The sequence below is a fragment of the Pseudoalteromonas sp. Ld20 genome, from assembly GCF_045064175.1.
GTDB classification, from domain to species: Bacteria; Pseudomonadota; Gammaproteobacteria; order Enterobacterales; family Alteromonadaceae; genus Pseudoalteromonas; species Pseudoalteromonas neustonica.
Genome location: NZ_JBISHB010000038.1, coordinates 56,920 through 73,781, shown reverse-complemented (window position 1 = coordinate 73,781; position 16,862 = coordinate 56,920). Strand labels below are relative to the sequence as shown.

The following is a 16,862-nucleotide window of genomic DNA, read 5'->3' as shown; positions in this document are numbered from 1 at the left end:
TTGGAGGTTCATTATGACCGCGTCAAAAAAACCACAAGCACACTATCTTAAAGATTACCAAGCCCCTGTTTTTAGCGTTGAACATATAGATTTAACGTTTGATCTAGCGCCTTTAAAAACTCAAGTTAGCTCACTGCTGACCCTTAAAAGATTAACAGCAGAAAACGACGATTTAGTTTTAGATGGTATAGACCTAACACTACTTTCAGTAACTGTTGATGGGCACGCTTATACTGATTTTCGCGAAGCGGATGAGCAGCTAATCATTAGCAACTTACCGTCGCAATGCCGTTTAGGTATAGTGAACGAGATATCGCCGCAGACAAACACATCTTTAGAAGGTTTATATCTTTCAGGTGGTGCCTATTGTACGCAATGTGAAGCACAAGGTTTTAGAAAAATAACTTACTACCTTGATCGCCCTGATGTACTTGCTAGTTTTGATGTGACGATTATTGCAGACACTCAGTTCACTCATTTATTATCTAATGGTAATAAATTAGATGAAGGTAAACTAGATAATGGTCGCCACTTTGCTAAATGGCAAGACCCATTTAAAAAACCAAGCTATTTATTTGCACTCGTTGCAGGTGATTTTGATGTTTTAGAAGATACCTTTGTAACGCATAGCGGTCGCAGTATTGATTTAGCATTATTTGTTGATAAGGGTAATTTACCAAAAACGCCACATGCAATGACATCACTTAAAAAATCAATGCAGTGGGATGAAGAGCGTTTTAATCTTGAATATGATTTAGATATTTATATGATTGTTGCCGTTGATTTTTTCAATATGGGGGCAATGGAGAATAAAGGCTTAAACATCTTTAATTCTAAATGCGTTTTAGCAAACCAAGAAACCGCCACGGATAAAGATTATCACACGATAGAGTCAATTGTTGGCCACGAATATTTTCATAACTGGACAGGGAATCGCGTGACCTGTCGTGATTGGTTTCAATTGTCTTTAAAAGAAGGCTTAACAGTATTTCGTGATCAAGAATTTAGCAGTGACTTAGGTTCTCGTGCACTTAATCGTATTGATGCTGTGAAAGTAATGCGTACACACCAGTTTAGTGAAGATGCAGGCCCTATGGCTCACCCAATTCGTCCAGAACAAGTGATTGAAATGAATAATTTCTACACGGTAACGGTATACGATAAAGGAGCTGAAGTGATCCGTATGATGCATACATTACTGGGAGAAGAAAAATTCCAACAAGGGATGACTCTTTATTTTGAGCGCCACGATGGACAAGCGGTGACCTGTGATGACTTTGTTGCAGCGATGAGCGATGCTTCAAATATTGATTTAAAACAGTTTAAGCGCTGGTATAGCCAAGCAGGCACACCGCGTTTGGTTGTTAAGCAAGATTATAATGAAGAACTAGGTGTTTTTACATTAAATATTGAACAACTCGCACCTCTAAATCAACCCAATAATACAGAACTGCATATTCCATTTGCAATAGAATTACTTGATCCGCAGGGGGAGTCAATTACTTTAGGTTTCCAAGGGAAACCAGTCAGCCATGTATTAAATGTCACAAGCAAACAGCAATGCTTTAGTTTTGATGGTTTAACTGCAAAGCCAGTTGCAGTCTTGCTGGAAGATTTTTCAGCACCTTGTATTGTTGAAAAGTACAATACAGAAACAGAACTACTGCATATTATGCAGTTCGCACGCAGTGATTTTTCGCGTTGGGATGCGCAGCAGCAACTGTTTATATCGGCCGTTAAAGAAGCTATTTCAAACCCAGCAGATAACACGCTCAGTGTACCTATTATAACGGCATTACAGAACCTATTAGGCAAGCGTGATGGTGATCTTGCATTGACTGCTGAATTACTTAAGCTCCCTAGCTTTGATACCCTAGCGGCAGAGTTTGATGTGATCCCTGTAGATACAATTATCAGTATCACAGAGCAATTTGAACGACAAATAGCAGAGCATCTATGTAATGAGTTTCTTGATTGTTATGCAAGCTTAATAGACGACGGTACCGTGAGTGCTTCAGCTGTTGCGACACGCGCATTAAAAAGTATATGCTTGCATTACTTGGCTAAAATTACTGATCCAGCCATCGCAAATCTGCTTAATAACGCAGCGGCTTCATCGAACATGACAAATGTATTAGCAGCTCTAAGCGCTGTTGTAAAAGCAGATAATCCATTATCAGTAGAGTTACTAGAGCAATTTGACAGCCATTGGCGCCATGATGTGCTAGTGATGGATAAGTGGTTTGCTTTGCAAGCAATGCAATGTGGCGATGATGCGATTGATAAAATAAAAAACCTTTATGAACACCCATGTTTTGATTTTTCAAATCCGAATCGTGTGCGGGCATTAGTTGGTAGCTTTAGTCACTTCAATACCGCACAATTTCATAGAAAAGATGGTTTAGGTTATCAATTACTAGGCGATTTATTGGTTAAACTCAATGCTATTAATCCGCAAAATGCCTCTCGTATGTTGACGCCATTTATGTCTTGGCGTCGTTATGATGAACAGCGTTCAAGTGCAATGAAAGCACAGTTACAACGTTTGGCTTTACTTGATGATTTAAGTGATGATTTATTTGAAAAAGTAGATAAAGCACTGCAATAAATTATGATCGAATATTACTTTTTATTAAACCTTACCTATATACAATGTATGGATTATTACGAAGGTAAGTATACCTCGGTGCAAGTACAAGAAGATGGCGGTAAAAAAGTACGTTTTGCTGCCCATCATTTACGCCCGTTTATTTCTTCTTTAGGAGTGAGAGGGCGGTTTAGACTTTTATTAACAGTTGAACATAAATTTATACGTTTAGAGCGCATTGGCTAAGATGGATAAAAAAAAATTATTTGGTTTATATTATATTTTTGTTAAATCAATTTGTCCTATTGTTAATTTACGTGTATAAATTATCTGGTAGGACGTCTTACCATTGCGTAAACGCCAACTAAACTGAAAAATTATGACCGATTGAACGCGTTCTATTTGTAATTTCTTTATTTCGCTTCTATCGTTACGACTACACTAAAAACAATAACTTGATCACAAAATGACCCGCGAAAGGGGGAACACACAATGATAAGAAGATCGCTATTTGTTAAAAATAAAATCGTTATGGGCCTAGCTGCTGCAACTTTAGGTTTATCAACGGGCGTAGCACACGCTGCCAACTTTGAAGTTGGCGGTTTTGATGTAACGTTTGATTCAAACTTTTCTTATGGCCAAAGTATTCGCGTAGAAGACCGCGATTTTTCTTTGATCGGTAAAAGTAATAATCCAGCTTTCGATTGGACGGGTTATAACCCTTCAGTTGGGAACACTGTTTATTCTGGGCAAGATGTCTGGGCTCAGCCAGGCGCATATTCGAACAATGGTGATGCGGGGGACTTAAATTTCGATAGCGGTGATTCGTTTTCTAAATTGCTCAAGGGTACGCATGACCTTTCTATAAATAAAGATAACTTTGGCTTGTTTACACGCTTTATGTATTTTTATGATTTTGAACTTATGGATGGTGAGCGAGCTTATAAGAACCCAACTTCGGGTAAAGCAGCTGATCCATGCGATGACGCAGATACTAAAAAGCAAGTGTGTGCTGATATACGCTTACTTGATGCTTTTGTTTGGGCAGATTTCGACTTGAATGACGGCAATAACCCATTGTCTATTCGTTTAGGTCAACAAGTAGTTAACTGGGGTGAAAGTACATTAATCTCCCATGGTATCAATGTTAACCCTGTCGATATCGATCGCTTGAAAGCACCCGGTGCGGAGCTAAAAGAAGCGTTTATTCCGGTAGGAATGTTATGGGCTTCACTGGGGATCACTGATAATATTAATCTTGAAGCCTTTTACCAATATGACTGGCATGAAACACGTTTACCTGCTGCAGGTAGTTATTTTTCAACAAATGATTTTGCATCAGAAAATGGCTATCAGCAGAATGTCCAGTTAGGATTCACTGCGAATCCTGATATTGACTTGGCATTTTTGACTCAAAGTTTAAATAATCTAGACGATATTGTAAGCTCTCAAGGTGTTGACCCAACGAGTGCACAAGGTCAGGCTATGATGAGCCAAATGTATATGGCTTACCCTACAAAAGTTGCACTTAAAGGAAAAGGCAGTGCGGGTAAAATTGAACCAGATAACGGTGGGCAATATGGTCTTCGTTTAGGGATGTTTTTACCTGAACTGAATGATACCGAGGTTGCGCTTTATCATATAAATTACCACAGCCGCCGCCCTTTAATTTCTGGTAAAGTATCTAACTTCTCAGCGCCAGCAATCGGCCAAGATATTGCGATGATATTGTCATCAGAGATCACGGAAGATAACATCACTCAACTTAATGCATTTACTCAAGGTATTTTAGAATACCCTGAAGATATTAAACTATATGGTTTAAGCTTTAATACGTCGCTTGGTGAAACCGCATTTGCTGGTGAATTTGCATTTCGTCAAGACGAACCATTGCAAATTGATGATGTAGAGCTGCTTTATGCCGGTATGCCTGAACAGTTAGCTGCAGCAGGTTTAAGACCTGATTTAGAACGTATATCTCAGGTGCCAGGCAATGCAAAAACAACACTTGCTGATGGAACTATTGTTAGTAGTGCGGTTGCACCAGGTCAAGTCGCTGCAGGCTATATTTTACGTAATACAGCGCAACTTCAATTTACAGCAACACATTTATTTGGTCCTTCTTTAGGCGCTGATAGTTGGGCTGTTGTAGGTGAAATAGGTGGCGTGCGTATAAACGATTTACCTGATTATAATGAATTACGTTTAAATGTTTCGGGTACTGGTCGAAGTGGTGTTATTTCTGGTCCTAATGCTGATGATTATTCGACTTTACACTTGGGATTATCAAATGGACCCGAAACTAACTCATTTCCGACCGCATCTGCTTGGGGTTATCGTTTAATTGCAAAGGGTGATTACTATAACTTCTTCAAAGGCGTTAACTTTTCACCGCGCATTGTGTTTTCTCACGATGTAAATGGTATTACACCAGATCCTATGTTCTTGTTTATTGAAGACCGTAAGTCATTAGGTGTTACTGCCAACTTTAACTACCAAAATGCGTGGTCGTTTGATTTCAGCTACAACTCCTTCTGGGGTGGTGGTCAAACAAATACTTTCTCTGATCGCGATTTTGTTTCTTTCAATATTAAATATTCAATTTAAGGGTATCATGATGATAAAAAAACCTACCCTCATTGCGTTTGCACTATGTAGTTTATTTTCAACTACTGCTGCAGTCGCTAAAATGACAAATGAAGAAGTCGCGCGTTTAGGTGCAGATCTAACACCATTGGGCGCTGAAAAAGCTGGCAATGCTGATGGTTCAATCCCAGCTTGGACGGGTGGTATTACCAAAGCACCTGCAGGTTATACGCCTGGTATGCACCATCCAGACCCTTTTGCTGATGATAAAGTACTTTTCACGATTGATAAATCGAACATCGCGAAATACAAAGAAAACCTAAGTCCTGGCCAAGTTGCACTTTTTGAAGCGTATCCAGATACGTTTAAAATGAACATTTACAAAACTCATCGCAGTGCGTCGAACCCGCAATTTGTTTATGATGCAACGAAACAGTACGCGCCTGTTGCTGAGTTAATTGAAGATGGGAATGGGATTAAAAATACTGCGATTGGTATTCCTTTTCCAATTCCAAAAACAGGCTTAGAAGCCATTTGGAATCATCTTTTACGTTATCGCGGTATGTCGGTAGAACGCTTTGGTGGTCAAGCAGCACCAACAGCCTCAGGCTCTTACAACATGGTTGGCTTTGACGAACAGCTATTAGTTAAGTATTCAGATCCAAAAGCGACGCCGGCAGAGCTGCAAGAGTCAAATATTTTGTTTAAGTTTAAGCAAAAGGTTACTCAGCCAGCCCGTTTAGCGGGGACTGCGTTACTAGTACATGAAACGATGGACCAAATATTAACGCCACGTCAAGCATGGACTTATAATACAGGCCAACGTCGTGTTCGTCGTGCGCCAAATGTAGCCTATGATGCACCAGGAACCGCAGCTGATAGCTTACGCACAACTGATGATTTTGATATGTTTAACGGTTCACCAAATCGTTACACATGGACATTGAAAGGTAAGCAAGAGCTATATATTCCCTATAATAGCTATAAGCTTCACAGTGATAAGTTAGAATATGATGATATTTTGATGGCTGGTCATATTAATCCTGAACATGTTCGTTATGAAAAACACAGAGTATGGGTTGTTGAAGCAAATTTGAAAGCTGATACACGCCACACTTATAAAAAGCGTGTGTTTTATATTGATGAAGATAGCTGGCAAGTACATGTAACTGATATTTACGATAATCGTGATCAAATGTATCGTGTAGCAATGGCGCATGGTATCAATTACTATGATGCACTTACAAATTGGAGTACGCTTGACGTATACCATGATTTAAATTCACGTCGTTATTTAGCGATTGGTTTAGACAACCAAGAGAAAATGTATGATTTCTCACAATCGTTTAATGACAACGAATTTACATCAAACGCTTTACGCCGCGAAGGCCGTTAATAAAACAGGCACCTAATATCGGTTAGGTGCCTTTTCTATCAAATCGCGTTTGTCTTCGTGACACGTACTAGAACACCCAATTGCTAGTTTTATTAGACAAACACAGTCTCCTCAAGGCGATTTAAATTTATGAAGTATTTGCTTTTTGCAGGTTTTAGTTCCCTCGCTTGTTTTACTGCCCATTCATTAGCGGCTGATCCGCTTTACGCTATTAGTGCAATTAAAGCTGATAAAACGCTCCTTACAGATATTGAGTTCAATGGTGATCAATTAGTCGCTGTTGGTAAACACGGAACAGTCATAACGAGTCCAGACGCCAAAAATTGGGAGCAGGCTAACGTACCAACACAAGTCTTACTCACTGCGGTCAATTTTGTCGATACTCAAAATGGTTGGGCTTGTGGGCATGATGCGACCATTATAAATACAGATAATGGGGGTAATGATTGGCAGCTTCAATATAGTAATGCGACATTAGATAAACCATGCCTCGATATATTGTTTAAAGATGCGCAGCATGGTTTTGCTGTAGGCGCCTATGGCATGTTTTATGAAACACATGATGGCGGAAAGCAATGGCAGAAACGCTTTTTAGATACATTATTATTTGAAGATGATCGTGATTACTTGAATGATCTAAAAGAATCGGATCCACAGGCTTATGAAGCTGAAACAGCTTCAATTTTACCGCATTTTAATCGTATTGTTGCCACTAATGAAAAGCTTGTTTTAGTAGGGGAGATGGGTTTACTTGCTCATAGCCTTGATAATGGTCAAACTTGGCAACGCGATGATGAAATTTATCCAGGGTCTTTCTTTGCTTATGGCATTAATGAACAAAACGAAGAGTTAGTTGCAGGATTGCGTGGCAATATATTTAGCCGTCATGGGGATGTAATGTGGCAGCCTATCGAAAATATTAAAACGGCTACAGTTAATAGTATTATCCATGATGATAAGGGTAACTGGTTGCTATTGGCTAATAGTGGTGTCATTTTTCATTATAAAGACAGCCAGTTACAAGTAGAACAATTACCGGATGGTAAAGCCATTTTAGATGCCGTGATTTTTGAGCAACAATTAGTTATGGCCTCAGAAAATGGTATTAAAGTGAAGAGGATAACTCCGTAATGCACAGTATTTTAGATTTTTTAGAGAAGGCCGTTTTTCGTCACCGTTTGGTTATGCTTATCAGCTTTATTTTGATAACGTGCTTTTTAGCTTTCAAAGCGACTAACATCCAATTAGATGCCTCATTTAATAAAAATATACCGCTTAATCACGACTATATGAAAGTGTATACCAAACATGAAAAACAGTTTGGTGGAGCAAATAGTATTTTAATTTCTGTATGTGATGATAGCGGTAATATATTTAACCCTGAATTTTTTACGCAGTTAAAAGCAGTGCATGATCAGCTTTATTTTATACCGGGAATTAATCGACCTCTAGTAAACTCAATTTTTTCACCGAGTGCACGTTTTGTTGAAGTTGTTGAAGATGGTTTTGCAGGGGGGCCAATTATCCCTGCAAATTTCAAAGCAGATGAGCGTGGGCTGGCAGTTGTAAAAGAAAATATTGAGAAGGCTAAAGTTGTAGGTCGTATGATCGCATCCGATTACTCATGTGCAATGGTGAGTGCTCAACTATTGGAAACTGATCCGCAAACTCAAGAAAAATTGGATACCCTGGCATTCGCTCAAAAATTAGAAACTGAAATTCGTCAACCGCTAAGCACTGAAACTGTCAGCATTCATATAATTGGCTTTGCTAAAATGGCTGGCGATATTGCTGAAGGTGCGAAAGGTGTTGTTTTATTCTTTGCAATCGCAATCGCCTTTACTTTCATCATGGTTTGGTTATTTTGTGGTAGCTTAAAGCTCACAATACTTCCGATTGCATGTTCAATTATTGCGGTGATTTGGCAATTAGGGATTTTATCTAGCCTTGGTTTTGGTCTTGATCCAATGTCTATTTTAGTACCATTTTTGGTTTTCGCTATTGGTGTTAGTCATGGCGTGCAAATGATTAATGCGATTGGTAAAAAGGTACTCGAAGGTGCGAGCACACGTTTATGTTGTCAATCAAGTTTTCGCTCCTTGTTAGTTCCTGGTGGGATTGCACTGCTTTCAGATACTGTTGGCTTTTTAACGCTTCTCACTATTGATATTGGTATTATCCGCGAGTTAGCTATAACAGCAAGTTTAGGTGTTGCAGTCATTATTTTCACTAATTTAATCTTACTGCCTGTTTGGGCATCCTATATGCATTTTGAAAACTCAGTTAAAATTCAAAAAGGTAATACAAATAAACCAAACATACTTGACTCAATTCGTGAGGTTTTAGTAAAAGCGACAGATCCAAAGTGGGCTAAGCTTATTATTGTATTTACCTTGGTATTATTTGCATTGGGTTACTGGCAAGCAGATAAAATGCGTATTGGCGATTTACATGCAGGTGCACCTTCGCTTCATCAAGATGCACGTTACAACCAAGACACCTTCTTAATATCGGATAAATACACTATTTCGTCTGACATATTAAAAGTGTTAGTTGAGGCCTATCCAGCAGCGTGTACAGAGCATGATGTGATGGAGCGTATTAGTCGCTTTCAGTATAAAGTTGAAAATCTGGCAGGTGTCCAGTCAGCTGTAAGCTTGAGTTCAGTCGCTCAATCAGTTAATGCAGGTTACAACGAAGGTAATCTTAAATGGCAAACATTGCCTCGCAATACGGCTAGCTTAGTCCAGTCTACGGCTCGTGTTGAAACCAGTACAGGGTTATTAAACGGGGATTGCTCTGTCATGCCTGTAATCATCTTTTTAGATGACCATAAAGCAGAGACTATTGATAATGTAATTGCAAGTGTGAAGCAGTTTGCCATTGAGGAGCAAACAGATACCTTACAATTCAAATTGGCATCTGGGCCAGTTGGTGTAATGGCGGCAACGAATGAGTCGGTTTCAGCTGCTCAATTGCCTATGATGCTTTATGTTTATGGCGCAGTTATCATTTTATGCTTGATAAGTTTTAAAAGTGTTAAAGCTACTATTGCTGTTGTACTTCCGTTATATATTGTATCAACCCTTGCACAAGCCCTAATGGTGCAATTAGAAATAGGGTTGACCGTTTCAACATTGCCTGTGATCGCGTTAGGAGTGGGTATAGGTGTTGATTACGGAATTTATATTTTGTCCTCGATGATGGGCCAATTAAAGCAGGGGGTTGCGTTACCTATTGCGTATCGAAATGCACTAGTTGAACGTGGCAGCGCTGTTTTATTTACAGGTATTACACTTGCAATTGGTGTGAGCACATGGATTTTCTCTGATTTGAAGTTTCAGGTGGATATGGGAATTTTGTTAACCTTTATGTTTTTGGTCAATATGCTAGGTGCAGTACTGCTTTTACCTGCAATAGGTAGTTTACTCTGGACTGACCAGAAAAAATAATGTGAATAATTGTGCTTCTAAATGGTCAGTAATGGCCATTTATATCTATAATTTGTGAATAGATGACCAAATAGCTGAAATGCTTAAAATGTTTTCATCGAAAGGGCTGTTTATTAATTTTAAAAGGGTTAGAATTTGCCTGACTCCACACAATTAAATTGCTGTACAAATTTCCCATCTAATTTAGATGGTATAGATTTAAGGAACATGTAATGACACGAAATGAAGGGCAAGCCTCGGTTATCTTAGATAATGTCTGTAAGCTGATCCAGAAAAAAGTTCACGCTGATAATGTGTTACTCGTTGAGAAATTCGCCAAATCCTTGTACAGCAATATGTCTAAAGAAGATTTGGCACATCGCAATGATAGTGACTTATATGGCGCTGCACTTAGCCTATGGAACTCGCTGGAAAAAAATACCTCTGATGATGCGGTTATTCGCGTCTTCAATCCTGAAGTAGCAAAAGATGGCTGGCAGTCATCGCATACAATCGTCGAAATTATCGCTAAAGATATGCCATTTTTAGTTGATTCCGTACGTATGGCGATGACCCGCGAAAACATCGCATCTCACTTGCTACTACATAGCCCACTTAAAATTCAACGCGATAAAAACACTAAAATATCAGCTTTGTCTAATTTAAAAGCAGAGCAAGAATCGAGTTCAACAAAAACAGTGTTTTTTATTGAAATTGATCGCCAAACAGATTCGACAGTGATTGACTCGTTTAAAAAAGAGCTTGAGTCTGTATTAACGGATGTATCGACAGCGGTAGAAGATTGGCAGCCGATCCGTGAAAAACTAATTGCAGTCAGTAAAGATTTACCAAAACGTCACCATAATAAAAATGCAAATGAAGTAGCAGAGACAGTCGAGTTTTTAGACTGGTTGGTAAAAGATAACTTCACGTTAATGGGTTATCGTCAGTATGATTTATCTCCTGTTCAAGGTGATTATCAATTAAAAGGAATAATGGAAAGTAGTCTTGGTTTGATGAAAAATTCAACCGAAGAGCATTCACGTTTACTTTCAGAGTTACCAGAAGTTGCTCGCCAAGAAGCGCGTAGCACTAACTTACTTATTTTAACTAAAACGAACTCCGTGTCGCGTGTTCATCGTCCGGCTTATATCGATTATGTTGGTATTAAGCGTTTTGATGAGCAAGGAAATGTGATAGGTGAAGATCGTTTTATTGGTTTGTTCTCATCAAGCTTTTATAACAACAGTGCTACTGATGTTCCAGTCCTTAAAAGTAAAATAACGCGTATTATGGATATGTGTGATTTTGCAAAAGGTACGCATGCTTATAAAGCAGTTTTGAATATTCTTGAAACGTATCCACGCGATGAACTTGTTCAAGCCCGAGAAGGCGAGTTACTTGAAGTTGCAATGGGTGTTTTACAAGTGCAAGAACGTGATATGTGTCGCTTATTTGTTCGTAAAGATGCTTATGGTCGCTTTTTCTCTTGTATGGTTTATGTTCCTCGAGAGCGTTATAACACAGCGTTACGTCGCGAAACTCAAGGTATTTTAGGTAATGCATTTAATTCTGACGATAAAGTCGAATTTACTACTTTCTTCTCTGAGTCAACACTGGCGCGTACTCATTATACCGTACGTGTGACTGACAACAATATAGAATATAACGTGAAAGACATTGAAAATAATTTAATAGAAGCAGCTCGTACTTGGGAAGATAAATTACAATCAGCGCTATTAGAATCGGCTGGTGAAGCGCGTGGTAACGATTTAAATCGTAAATATGCTAATGCATTCGCGCGTTCATATAAAGATGAAGTATTACCAAGTGCTGCAGTTGTTGATATTGAGAAACTTGAATTATTGAACGATGATAATAAGCTGGAAATGCAGTTTTATCGTCCACAAGAAGAAGCAAATAGCAATATCGTACGTTTGAGCTTATTCCATAAAGATGAGCCAATCCATTTGTCAGATGTAATGCCAATGCTTGAAAATTTTGGCTTGCGCGTAATTGGTGAAACACCTTATTCAGTTAAAACCAGCGATGGTCGTATCAACTGGATCATGGACTTTTCAATGCTACTTGATAGCAAAGGGATTGCTGATTTCGATAAAATATCGGCACGTTTTCGCGCTGCATTAACAAGTGTTTGGAATAATCGTTTAGAAAATGATGGCTTTAACAGGCTTGTATTAATGGGTGGGTTAACAGGGCGTGAAGCATCAATATTACGTGCGTATGCAAAATATATGCGTCAAGTCGGTGTTACTTTCTCACAAAGCTATATCGAAAGTACGCTTGCGAACTACCCACATATTGCTACGCAAATAGTTAATCTATTCGCTAAAAAGTTTTCTGTAAAAAGCCCTGCGAGTGTTAAAACACTTGATAAATTAATTGCTCAAGTATATTTAGAACTTGAAAACGTCGCTAATTTAGATGATGACCGTATTATTCGTTTATATGTTGATATGATCATTGCAACACTGCGTACTAACTACTTCCAAAAAGATGAGACTGGTCAATTTAAATCGTATGTATCGTTTAAAGTTAAACCAAGTTTGATCCCAGATATGCCATTACCATTACCGGCATTTGAAATATTCGTTTACTCACCTCGTGTTGAAGGTGTTCACTTACGTGGCGGTAAAGTTGCTCGTGGAGGATTACGTTGGTCTGACCGTCGCGAAGATTTCAGAACAGAAGTCCTTGGTTTAGTAAAAGCGCAACAAGTAAAGAATACAGTAATCGTCCCTGTAGGCTCTAAAGGTGGCTTTGTGTGTAAGCAATTGCCAGCTGAGCGTGATGCATTCTTTAAAGAAGGCCAAGAATGTTACAAAATCTTTATTCGTGGTTTATTAGACATTACCGATAACATTGTTCAGGGTGAGATTGTCCCACCGCAAAATGTTGTTCGCCATGATGAAGATGATGCTTACTTAGTAGTTGCAGCCGATAAAGGTACTGCGACGTTCTCTGATATTGCTAATGGAATTGCAAACGAATATAACTTCTGGCTGGGCGATGCATTTGCTTCAGGTGGTTCAGTAGGTTATGACCATAAGAAGATGGGTATTACAGCAAAAGGTGCGTGGGAATCAGTTAAACGTCATTTCCGTGAAATGGATATTGACTGCCAGACAACTGATTTCACTGTAGTGGCAATAGGGGATATGGCGGGAGATGTATTCGGTAACGGTATGCTGTTATCTAAACATATTCGTTTACAAGTAGCATTTAACCACTTGCATATCTTTATTGATCCAACGCCAGATTCAGCAACATCATACCCTGAACGTGAGCGTTTATTTAATTTACCACGCTCTTCATGGGAAGATTACAATAAAGAATTAATCTCAGCCGGTGGTGGTGTTTTCTCTCGCGCAGCGAAATCAATCACACTAAGCCCAGAGATGAAAAAAATGTTGGGTACTAAAAAAGCCAGCATGACACCAAATGAATTGATCAAAGCAGTCTTGATGATGGAATTTGATCTACTGTGGAATGGTGGCATCGGTACTTACATTAAGAGCAGTAAAGAAAGTGATGCAGATGTAGGCGATCGTGCTAACGATGCATTGCGCATTAATGGTGCAATGCTTGGTGCGAAAGTACTTGGCGAAGGTGGTAACTTAGGTGCTACGCAGTTAGGCCGTATTGAATTCGGGGCTAAAGGCGGTCGCGTTAATACTGACTTTATCGATAATGTGGGTGGGGTTGCATGTTCAGATAATGAAGTGAACATTAAAATCCTTCTTAATGGGTTGGTAACGTCAGGTGATTTAACACGTAAACAACGTGATGAACTGCTGTACTCAATGACTGATGAAGTTTCTGAATTGGTGTTGAAAGATTGTTATCGTCAAACGCATACGCTGTCAATTACTCAATCTAAGGGTTCATCAACGCTTAAAGAAAAAATACGCTTTATTCATGCGCTTGAAAAAGATGGTAAGCTAAATCGTGCCATTGAATTTATTCCAAGTGATGAAGAATTGGCTGAACGTGCTGCCGCGGGTAAAGATTTGACTCGTCCAGAGTTATCTGTGTTGGTATCGTACGCAAAAATGGTTCTTAAAGAGTCATTAGTTACTGATGACATTACAGAGAATCCGTATTATCGTCAGTTATTGGTGAAGTCATTCCCATTACCATTACGTGAAAAATTTAACGGTGCGATGGATAATCACCCACTGCGTAAAGAAATTATTGCGACCAAACTAGCTAATAATATCGTAAATGATATGGGTCTTAATTTCATGGTCCGTATGCATGAAGAGACTGGAGCAACTGAATCTGAAATTGCGTTGTGCTATTCAATCGCAACGGAAGTTTTCCAGATGCGTGATACATGGTCATCGATAGTGGAACTTGATAACAAAGTACCGGCTGCTGTTCAAACGGAAATGCTATATCAATTACGCCGAACAGTTCGTCGCACAACACGTTGGTTCTTACGTCATCGCAATAAAGCCCAAACGATTGAGCAAGCAATTGAATTCTTCACACCAACATTTGCAGATTTAAGTACTAACTTAAATACCTACATGGTTGATAAAGAAGCTGAACGTTTAGCCAAATCAGCAGAAAAGCTGGTTGATAATGGTGTGCCAGTTGCACTTGCTGATCGTATTGTCGCGCTTTCAAGCTTATTCTCAATTATGGATTTAGCTGAAGTGGCAAATAACTCAGGGCGAAGCATTGATATGGTGTCTAACACGTACTTTAAGCTTGGTGCGCGTATGGGCTTACATTGGTTCCTTGATCAAATTACAAATCAACCAGTTGCAAATCATTGGCAAGCACTTGCTCGTGCATCATATCGAGAAGAGCTTGATTGGCAACAACGTACACTTGCTGAAGTTGTGTTAAATGGCTTTGAAGGTGACAATAAGGATGTTGATGGTCAAATAGATCAGTGGATGGACACGCAAGAGCAATTACTGCAACGTTGGAAGCAAATGCTTGCAGAATTTAAAACATCACAAAGTCACGACTTTGCTAAGTTTTCTGTTGCACTTCGCGAACTTATGTTACTTAGTCATAATTGCGATACATCAGGAAAATAAACAATTAGCTTAACTTATATTTTTCTTACGTGAAAATAATGAGTTAATAGTTAAATTTGTTATACAATACCTCAGCCTAGTCTGGGGTATTTTTTTATATAGAGGATTCTTTTATGTTTTACGATCTAGCTCGCCGTTTTATGTTCACCCGTGATGCGGAATGGGCCCATGAATTCGCACTTCATAATTTACGTCGCTTTAGCAATACCCCATTTAGTGCTGCATGGTCGCAATCGGTGACAGATCATCCTGTTGAGTTTCTAGGCTTACAATTTAAAAACCCTGTTGGGCTTGCTGCTGGGCTAGATAAAGATGCGCAGTGTATTGATGCATTTGCGCAAATGGGCTTTGGTTTTTTGGAAGTTGGTACGGTTACCCCACGCCCACAAGTCGGGAATGACAAACCACGTATTTTCCGTTTGCCACAATCTAATGCAATTATTAACCGCATGGGCTTTAACAATAAAGGTGTTGATAATCTCGTTGCTAATGTTAAAGCTGCAAAATACGACGGTATTTTAGGCATCAACATTGGTAAAAATAAAGACACACCAAATGAGCAGGGTAAAGATGACTACATACATTGCATGCGTAAGGTATTTGAGCATGCCTCATACATTACCGTTAATATATCGTCGCCAAATACGCCGGGACTTCGTGATTTACAGTATGGTGCAGCACTTGATGATTTATTGCAAAGCCTAAAGAATGAACAGCTCGATTTAATCGCAAAGCACGGTAAACAAGTTCCTATGTTGGTTAAAATTGCCCCTGACCTTGATGAGGTTCAAATTAGGCAAGTAAGTGAGTCTTTACTGAATAATAAAATAGATGGTGTAATAGCGACGAACACTACATTAGAGCGAGCTTCTGTCCATGGACAGCAATATGCTGATGAAGCGGGTGGATTATCAGGCCAACCAGTGCGGGCACGTTCAACTCATGTCGTGAAGGAACTAAAGCGACTAACAGGTGGAGCGTTACCAATTATAGGTGTTGGTGGTATTGATGATGCGCCAAGCGCGAAAGAAAAGTTAGAGGCGGGTGCCGATTTATTACAGGTTTACACTGGATTTATTTATAAAGGTCCGCAATTAGTTAAAACGATCCTTAACGACTTATAAGGATCCGTTATCTAAGCTTTTGATCGTTCATTAAATGTTCTAAGCAAACATAGTGTAAATGATCAAAAGCCGCTATACTTCATTATTCGTGTAATTAATTCCTGGGAGCTAAAGGAGAGCATGTTACAAGCATCAAAGCAATGGCAGTGGGTTGCTTGTCAAGTACGGAACCGTTTATTGGTTGATTTAGACCAAGATATGCAGCTGTGCACGCCTTTTAAACTCCGTCAATTGACTGATTCTGTACTTACTCAACCTAATTTTAGTTTAGAAGATGCCGCATTTTATCAGCAAGTATATCAATATCTTGATGGTTTTAATATTTGGCAACCAGCAAAGCTATGTCAAATTGCACTCAATGCAACCGCAGCAAAATTTTATTTAAAGCCAATGCTTGCAAAAAGTTGGTTTTTTGAAACTTACACCGGAGCAGAACCGAGTGTTGAAGCTGTTATAAAGCTACAGTCGGCAGCTCAAAGTGGTGAGTTTTTGATCGTTGATCATTGTAAAGAAGCATCTTTATGCATTAGTTTGTCAGAGTGTTTTAAATTAGATGAAAATCTAAGCCTTAACCAATTTGAAGCTATTCGAGTGCTCAATAACCGTGTTTTTCCAATTTATAACCACGCCCAAAATAGTAAAACTGCCTAAGCATATTTTTTG

General features: G+C 39.0%; 9 protein-coding genes. All 9 read left to right on the top strand.

All coding sequences use genetic code 11. The features are described 5' to 3' along the window. Positions 1 to 13 precede the first annotated feature (13 nt). Complete coding sequence (pepN, locus tag ACJJVX_RS13985; protein WP_405631957.1) at positions 14 to 2,608, top strand: aminopeptidase N; 2,595 nt, start codon at positions 14 to 16, stop codon at positions 2,606 to 2,608. A 3-nt stretch (positions 2,609 to 2,611) separates the two neighbouring features. Then, positions 2,612 to 2,833 (top strand): DUF2835 family protein, encoded by a 222-nt coding sequence (locus ACJJVX_RS13980; protein WP_054204736.1) that lies wholly within the window; start codon positions 2,612 to 2,614, stop codon positions 2,831 to 2,833. A 246-nt stretch (positions 2,834 to 3,079) separates the two neighbouring features. Further along, the gene (locus ACJJVX_RS13975) at positions 3,080 to 5,194 is read left to right on the top strand and encodes a DUF1302 domain-containing protein (RefSeq protein ID WP_054204735.1); all 2,115 of its coding nucleotides are present in this window, start codon (positions 3,080 to 3,082) and stop codon (positions 5,192 to 5,194) included. 10 nt (positions 5,195 to 5,204) lie between these two features. Then, complete coding sequence (locus ACJJVX_RS13970) at positions 5,205 to 6,569, top strand: DUF1329 domain-containing protein (RefSeq protein WP_054204734.1); 1,365 nt, start codon at positions 5,205 to 5,207, stop codon at positions 6,567 to 6,569. A gap of 129 nt (positions 6,570 to 6,698) precedes the next feature. Beyond that, positions 6,699 to 7,700, top strand: coding sequence for a YCF48-related protein (locus ACJJVX_RS13965; RefSeq protein ID WP_054204733.1), 1,002 nt, complete (start codon positions 6,699 to 6,701; stop codon positions 7,698 to 7,700). Further along, positions 7,700 to 10,021, top strand: coding sequence for an RND family transporter (locus tag ACJJVX_RS13960; RefSeq protein ID WP_054204732.1), 2,322 nt, complete (start codon positions 7,700 to 7,702; stop codon positions 10,019 to 10,021). Before ACJJVX_RS13965 ends, ACJJVX_RS13960 begins: the two co-directional genes overlap by 1 nt. A 212-nt stretch (positions 10,022 to 10,233) precedes the next feature. After that, positions 10,234 to 15,075 (top strand): NAD-glutamate dehydrogenase, encoded by a 4,842-nt coding sequence (locus tag ACJJVX_RS13955; RefSeq protein ID WP_054204731.1) that lies wholly within the window; start codon positions 10,234 to 10,236, stop codon positions 15,073 to 15,075. Positions 15,076 to 15,188: 113 nt separating this feature from the next. Further along, complete coding sequence (pyrD, locus tag ACJJVX_RS13950) at positions 15,189 to 16,199, top strand: quinone-dependent dihydroorotate dehydrogenase (protein WP_169327402.1); 1,011 nt, start codon at positions 15,189 to 15,191, stop codon at positions 16,197 to 16,199. Between the two features lie 120 nt (positions 16,200 to 16,319). After that, on the top strand, positions 16,320 to 16,850 hold the full coding sequence (locus tag ACJJVX_RS13945) for a cell division protein ZapC domain-containing protein (RefSeq protein ID WP_054204729.1): 531 nt from the start codon (positions 16,320 to 16,322) through the stop codon (positions 16,848 to 16,850). Positions 16,851 to 16,862: the final 12 nt, after the last annotated feature.

Excerpts from the sequence above, each read along its gene's own strand:
- ACJJVX_RS13980 (WP_054204736.1), top strand. The coding sequence starts at position 2,612 with ATGATCGAATATTACTTTTTATTAAACCTTACCTATATACAATGTATG.
- ACJJVX_RS13945 (WP_054204729.1), top strand. The coding sequence starts at position 16,320 with ATGTTACAAGCATCAAAGCAATGGCAGTGGGTTGCTTGTCAAGTACGG.
- ACJJVX_RS13970 (WP_054204734.1), top strand. The coding sequence starts at position 5,205 with ATGATAAAAAAACCTACCCTCATTGCGTTTGCACTATGTAGTTTATTT.
- ACJJVX_RS13955 (WP_054204731.1), top strand. The coding sequence starts at position 10,234 with ATGACACGAAATGAAGGGCAAGCCTCGGTTATCTTAGATAATGTCTGT.
- ACJJVX_RS13965 (WP_054204733.1), top strand. The coding sequence starts at position 6,699 with ATGAAGTATTTGCTTTTTGCAGGTTTTAGTTCCCTCGCTTGTTTTACT.
- pepN (WP_405631957.1), top strand. The coding sequence starts at position 14 with ATGACCGCGTCAAAAAAACCACAAGCACACTATCTTAAAGATTACCAA.
- ACJJVX_RS13960 (WP_054204732.1), top strand. The coding sequence starts at position 7,700 with ATGCACAGTATTTTAGATTTTTTAGAGAAGGCCGTTTTTCGTCACCGT.
- pyrD (WP_169327402.1), top strand. The coding sequence starts at position 15,189 with ATGTTTTACGATCTAGCTCGCCGTTTTATGTTCACCCGTGATGCGGAA.
- ACJJVX_RS13975 (WP_054204735.1), top strand. The coding sequence starts at position 3,080 with ATGATAAGAAGATCGCTATTTGTTAAAAATAAAATCGTTATGGGCCTA.